The sequence below is a fragment of the Longimicrobium sp. genome (genome assembly GCA_036377595.1).
GTDB lineage: Bacteria > Gemmatimonadota > Gemmatimonadetes > Longimicrobiales > Longimicrobiaceae > Longimicrobium.
Genome location: DASUYB010000206.1, coordinates 1 through 5,992, shown reverse-complemented (window position 1 = coordinate 5,992; position 5,992 = coordinate 1). Strand labels below are relative to the sequence as shown.

5 protein-coding genes are annotated in these 5,992 nt (G+C 72.5%); 4 read left to right on the top strand and 1 reads right to left on the bottom strand.

Annotated features, from left to right (window positions below):
* Nucleotides 1–181 precede the first annotated feature (181 nt).
* A complete protein-coding gene (locus tag VF092_31780) occupies nucleotides 182–1,450 on the bottom strand; it encodes a hypothetical protein (GenBank protein ID HEX6751918.1) in 1,269 nt (422 codons plus the stop codon).
* A 265-nt stretch (nucleotides 1,451–1,715) separates the two neighbouring features.
* On the opposite strand from VF092_31780, the gene VF092_31775 reads away from it, so the two are divergent.
* The 4 genes from VF092_31775 to VF092_31760 all read left to right on the top strand — a co-directional run.
* Nucleotides 1,716–2,213, top strand: coding sequence for a MarR family transcriptional regulator (locus VF092_31775; GenBank protein HEX6751917.1), 498 nt, complete (start codon nucleotides 1,716–1,718; stop codon nucleotides 2,211–2,213).
* Nucleotides 2,191–4,113, top strand: a complete 1,923-nt coding sequence (locus tag VF092_31770) for a chloride channel protein (GenBank protein HEX6751916.1) — start codon at nucleotides 2,191–2,193, stop codon at nucleotides 4,111–4,113. The genes VF092_31775 and VF092_31770 overlap by 23 nt, the downstream gene beginning before the upstream one ends.
* Before the next feature lie 402 nt (nucleotides 4,114–4,515).
* The gene (locus VF092_31765) at nucleotides 4,516–5,247 is read left to right on the top strand and encodes a ZIP family metal transporter (GenBank protein HEX6751915.1); all 732 of its coding nucleotides are present in this window, start codon (nucleotides 4,516–4,518) and stop codon (nucleotides 5,245–5,247) included.
* On the top strand, nucleotides 5,244–5,992 hold a 749-nt coding region (locus tag VF092_31760), incomplete at its 3' end, for an AAA family ATPase (GenBank protein HEX6751914.1). The genes VF092_31765 and VF092_31760, both read left to right, overlap by 4 nt.

Genomic DNA, 5,992 nt, shown 5'->3' with positions numbered 1-5,992 from the left:
GGACGCGTTGTACACGCGTCCGACGGGGTCTTGTTGTATCTTGTTGCTGTTCAACCTCTTATGGCCAACGTGTAAAACGGTGCTGTCGAACGCCTGCGCAGAGTCAGCAGGGTAAGCAGTTGGTTACAAACTGCTTACCCTGCTGACTCTGCGTGAGCCCTTCTGTTTTCCGGTTTCGCGTTCAATGGGGATGGTGCATCGGCGCCGTGCCAGCGGCCGGCGGGGATGCGGCCGCGGCGCGCGCGACGACGTCGGCGGCGTGCTCGGATTCGGCGGATTGGACGCAGGCGGCGCGGTACGCGAGCTCCGCCTTCGCGCAGGCGGCGCGGATCGCGGCGGGACTCGGATCGATCCACGCCACGCGCTCGCCGACGACGCGGTAGCACCCCTCGCGGTCGCCGGCGGGGAGGCGCGCGCAGAAGGCGAAGGCCGGCTCGGCGCTCCATTCCTGGTCGACGAAGAACTCCACCGCGCCCGCCAGGCAGTCCACCGTGTGCGCCGCGCCCGCGTCGTGGCAGATGCGCGCGACTTCGTCCGGCTGCATGGGCATGCGACCGATGGTCTGCTTGCCCAGGCCGCGGAAGCAGGCGGAGGCGGAGCCCGCGGGCGCGCGGTCGCAGGCGCGGACCACGCGGCTCATGTCGCCGCCGAACGCCTGGAAGAAGACCACGGGCTGATAGGCCCAGCACGACGGCTGGCGGCCGGGAGCCGTCACGCTGTCGCAGGGGAAGTACGGGTCGTCGGCCTTCAGCAGCTTCAGGTCGCGGCCGCCGTGGGCGTGGTGCGCAGCCGTCGCGTCGCCGACGTTGACCTCCGTCGATCCCATCGAGTGGACCACGTTCTCCATGAACGCGCCGTCGTAGCATTCGCGCTGGGCGACGCCGCCGGGGAGCACCGCGTCGCAATCCCCCAAAGCCGCCCACAGGTCGTGGCCCCGCGCGCCCGTAAGACCGTGGCCGATCCCGTGCGCGCACTCGCGGAAGGCGTACGGCGGCATCCGCGCCACCGCCGCCGAGGTGCAGACGCCGCGCAGCGCCGCCACGTCGCCCTCGCGGCGGGTGGAGAGGTAGCCCTCCAGCACGCCGTGATAGCAGCCGGAGAGGAAGGTCGGCCGACACTCGGCGAACACCGCCAGGTCGTAGCCGCGCTGGGCGATGGCGAAGCGGCCCAGCCCGTGCGCGATGGCGTGGCCCAGCGGCTCGAGCTGCGGGTCGTGTCGCGTGAGCACGGTCAGGCTGTCGAGCGCCTGCCGCACGCCCACGTCGCGCGCCACCAGGAACACCGAGGCGATGTTCAGGTCGCGGCTGCTGACGCTGGCCCAGTCGACCGACGCGGGCGCGGCGGGCGGCGCCTGCGTCTGCGCGTGGCCGCCGCCGCGGCAGGCCGCCGCGCCCAGCAGCAGCGCCAGGGCGGCACCCGGGATGCGCGGGAGGCGGGCGAGGGGATGCATCACGGTTGCGTGTCAGAGATCTCACGGCGCGGCCAAGTCGTTGGGCCGCAATCGGAAGCGATGGGGAGACGGAAAGCTATCCGTCGCGCTGGGCCCCGGGCAAGGGAGGGGACCCTTGGACTTTCCGCACGCGGTTCGCCATACTGCGCAAACCCGATGCATCCGCGCGGCACGACGGCTTCGTACGCGCACGGGAAGAATGGGGATTTGCGCTTGAGAATGCTCCCCCGAATCGCTACCTTGTAACAAACGTATGGGAGACCATATGACAGAGCGGAAGACCGCGGCCCAGGAGGTCACCTCGGTGATGAACTCACTGCGGGCCCTGGTCCGCGCACTTCGCATCTCCACCCGTGCGGTGGAGAAGGAGATCGGGATCAGCGGCGCGCAGCTGTTCGTGCTGCAGCAGTTGCACGACGCGCCGGCCCGGTCGGTCAACGAGCTGGCCGAGCGCACCAGCACGCACCAGAGCTCGGTGTCCACCGTGGTCTCGCGGCTGGTGGAGCGCGGCTTCGCCAAGCGCGAGCCTTCGGCCGACGACGCGCGGCGGATGGAGATCACCATCACCGAGCGCGGGCGGCAGCTGGTGCAGAGCGCCCCGCGCACGGCACAGAGCCGGATGCTCACGGCGATGCAGGCGATGCCGCCCGAGCAGGTGCACGCGCTGGCCGAGGCGCTGGAAACGCTGGTGCGCGACGCGGGGTTCGCCGGCGAGCCGGCACCCATGTTCTTCGAGGACGATGGACCGGGAGATGGAGGCTGAGGGACGACCCGAGCGGCTGAGGGAGGGCGCGACCGCCGACGGGCTGGCGGTGGCGCCGTCGCTGGGCCCGTCGCTGGCGGCGGTGCGCGCCCCGCGCGTGCATCCGCGGGTGGACCGGCGGACGGTGGCGATCTGCGGCGTGTCGATCGCCGTGGCCATCTGCGCGGGGTTCGTGGCCGAGCTGCTGACGCGGCTGATCGGCCTGATCACCAACCTGGCGTTCTACGGCCGGGTGCAGGCGCGCTTCACCTCGCCCGCGGGCCATCACCTCGGCCCGTGGGTGATCGTCGTCCCCATCCTCGGCGCGCTGGTGGTGGGGGTGATGGCGCGGTGGGGCTCGGCGGCCATCCGCGGCCACGGGATCCCGGAGGTGATGGAGAAGGTCCTCCACGGCGAGAGCCGCATCCCCCCGCGGGTGATGTTCCTGAAGCCGCTCTCGGCAGCCGTCGCGATCGGCACCGGCGGCCCCTTCGGCGCGGAGGGGCCGATCATCGCCACCGGCGGCGCGCTGGGCTCGCTGGTCGGCCAGGTGATCCGCATCACCGCCGACGAGCGCAAGACGCTGCTGGCGGCCGGCGCCGCGGCCGGGATGGCGGCGACCTTCGGATCCCCCGTCTCCGCCGTCCTCCTGGCCGTCGAGCTGCTGCTGTTCGAGTACCGCGCGCGCTCCGTGGTCCCCGTCGCGCTGGCGGCCGCGGCGGCGACGGGGGTGCGGCTGGCGTTGAACGGCGCCTCGCCCGTCTTCCCCATGCCCGCCGTCGCACAGCCGGGCGGTGCGGCGCTGGCCTCCTACGCCGTCCTGGGCGCGCTGATCGGCCTGCTGGCGGCGTGGATCACGCGTCTGGTCTATGCGGTGGAGGACGCGTTCGAGCGCATCCCCGTGCACTGGATGTGGTGGCCGGCCATCGGCGCGGTGGCGGTAGGGGTGATCGGGTGGATCGAGCCGCGCACGCTGGGCGTGGGCTACACCAACATCGACGCCATCCTCTCCGGCGGGATCGTGGGGCACGCGCTGATCGTGCTCGTCGTGCTGAAGTTCGTCTCCTGGTCGGTGTACCTGGGGAGCGGCACGTCGGGGGGGACGCTGGCGCCGCTCTTCACCATCGGCGGGGGCGCGGGGGCGGCAGTGGGCGGCGTGGCGGCGGCGGCGTTCCCCGCGCTGGGGATCGATCCGCACGTGGCCGCGCTGGTGGGGATGGCGGCGATCTTCGCCGGGGCGTCGCACGCGCTGCTGGCGTCGGTCGTCTTCGCGTTCGAGACCACGCGCCAGCCGATGGGGTTGCTGCCGCTGCTGGCGGGGTGCAGCGCGGCCTACCTCGTCTCCCTGCTGGTCAGCCGCACGTCGATCATGACGGAGAAGCTGGCGCGGCGCGGCACCGAGGCGGGGACGGAGTTCGTGAGCGACTACCTGCGCCACGTGCGCGTGGGCGACACGGCCGCGCGGCAGGTGGTGAGCCTGCGCGCGGACGACACGCTGGAGCGCGTTCGCGCCTGGCTGGCCTCGCACGGGGCGGGGACGACGCACCAGGGCTTCCCCGTCGTGGACGCGGGCGGCCGGCTTGTCGGCGTGGTGACGCGGCGCGACCTGCTGGACCTGGACGCCCCCGTGTCGCGCCGCATCGGCGAGCTGGTGAAGCGGCCGCCGGTGGTGGCGTACGAGGACAACTCGCTGCGCGACGCGGCGGACCACATGGTGGCGGAGGGCGTCGGCCGGCTCGTCGTCGTCTCGCGCGACGATCCCGGCGAGCTGCTGGGGATCATCTCCCGCAGCGACCTGCTGAACGCGCACGCGCGCCGCATCGAGGCCGCGCGCCGCACGCGTGTCGTCCTGCGGCGCCCGCTCCGCCGCCGGCGCCGATCGCGCGAGGGTGAGGCAGTGGACTCGTCCGCGGAACGATAGTCTAAAAAGATTGGGCTCACGCGGAGCAGCGGATTGGGTGCACGCCGCGGCGATCCACCCTCACCCGGAGAATCGGCCGTGACGGTACTGCATGTCACGGCCGATTCTCCGACCTCTCCCGACAGCAGGAGAGGTGAACAGCAACCAACCGCGGCCGCTGTTTTCTGTTCTCTCCTCCCCTGCGCAGCGGGGGAGGGGCCGGGGGAGGGGGCCACTCGCGGCCGCGCCGGCCCTTCCTGCCCGCACCTGAACCCCCTCCCCGCGCTGAGGTCTCCCCCTTCTCCCGCAGTTTGGGAGAAGGGGGTCGGGGGGATGAGGGGCCGTTGACATCCACCCCCGCGCACCGTCACTTGTCGCGCGGAACGTGCGGTTTTTCTCCCTGTCCCGACCCGGATTCGCTCGTTGAAGTCTGCGCTCCTGTACGCCCTGATCGCGGCGGCCGCCAACGTGCTGGGCGGGCTCGTCATCACCGGCCACTCGCGCGGCGGGCGGGGGGCGCAGCGCCTGCTCATCGCCTTCGGCGCGGGGTTCATGCTGGCCACCGCCTTCCTGGGGATGGTGCCCGAGGCGGTGGAGGTCGGCGGCGCGGGCGCGGCGGCCGGGATCCTGGTCGGCTACCTCCTGGTCCACCTCACCCAGCACGCGCTCACGCCGCACTTCCACTTCGGCGAGGAAACGCACACGCACGAGATGGTGAACCCCTGGGTCGGCATCGCCGCGCTGCTGGGGCTGGTGCTGCACACCTTCTTCGACGGCGTGGCCATCGCCGCGGGGTTCAGCGTGGCGTCCTGGCTCGGACTTCTCGTCTTCATCGCCATCGTGCTGCACAAGGTGCCCGAGGGCGTCACCGTCGCCTCCATCATGCTGGCCAGCGGCAACTCGCGGCGGCGCGCGCTGGCCGCGGTGCTGGCGCTGGGGCTGTCGACCGTCCTCGGCGTGCTGCTGACCGAGTACGTCGGCCCGCTCGCCCGCCACGGGCTGGCGCTGAGCGCGGGGGTCACCATCTACGTGGCCGCGTCGAACCTGGTGCCCGAGGTGCAGAAGGGGCACAAGCTGGCGCCGGCGCTGGCGGTCTGCGCCGGGTCCGCGCTCTTCTACGCGACCTTCCTGATGCTGCGGGGGATCGTCCCGTGAGCGACTTCTCCCTCTTCGGCGAACCCGAGGCGCCGCCGCCGAGCCGCCGCGACGAGCCTTCGTCTCCCTCACCCGCCGCGGACGCGCCGCTGGCCGAGCGGATGCGGCCGCGCTCGCTGGACGAGATCGTCGGCCAGCAGGCGCTCGTGGGGCCCGAGGGGACGCTGCGGAAGCTGCTGGCCGCGGGCCATCTCCCCAACCTCATCCTCCACGGCCCGCCGGGGAGCGGGAAGACCACGCTCGGCCGCCTGATCGCCGCGGCCAGCGGGGCCACCTTCGTCCCCTTCAACGCCGTCAGCGAGGGCGTCCCCCGGCTGCGCGAGGTGGTGAAGGAGGCGGAGACGCGGCGGAAGGCGGGGCGCCGCACGCTCCTCTTCATCGACGAGATCCACCGGCTGAACAAGGGGCAGCAGGACTTCCTACTCCCCTGGATCGAGTCCGGCCTGATGACGCTGGTCGGGGCGACGACGGAACACCCCGCGTTCGAGATCAACGCCGCCGTCCTCTCCCGCTCGCGCGTCCTGGTCCTCGAGCCGCTGACGGAGGATGACGTCCGCGCCGTGGTCCGCCGCGCGGTAAGCGATCCGGAGCGCGGGCTGGGCGGCCGCGTGACGCTGGAGCCCGACGCGGAGGACGCGCTGGTGCGCAACACTGGCGGCGACGCACGGCAGGCGTTGACGGGGCTGGAGATCGCGGCGGGACTGGTCGGCGGATCGGGCGTGGTGGACGCCGAGGCGGTGAGGGA

Excerpts from the sequence above, each read along its gene's own strand:
- VF092_31780 (HEX6751918.1), bottom strand. The coding sequence starts at position 1,450 with ATGCATCCCCTCGCCCGCCTCCCGCGCATCCCGGGTGCCGCCCTGGCG.
- VF092_31775 (HEX6751917.1), top strand. The coding sequence starts at position 1,716 with ATGACAGAGCGGAAGACCGCGGCCCAGGAGGTCACCTCGGTGATGAAC.
- VF092_31770 (HEX6751916.1), top strand. The coding sequence starts at position 2,191 with ATGGACCGGGAGATGGAGGCTGAGGGACGACCCGAGCGGCTGAGGGAG.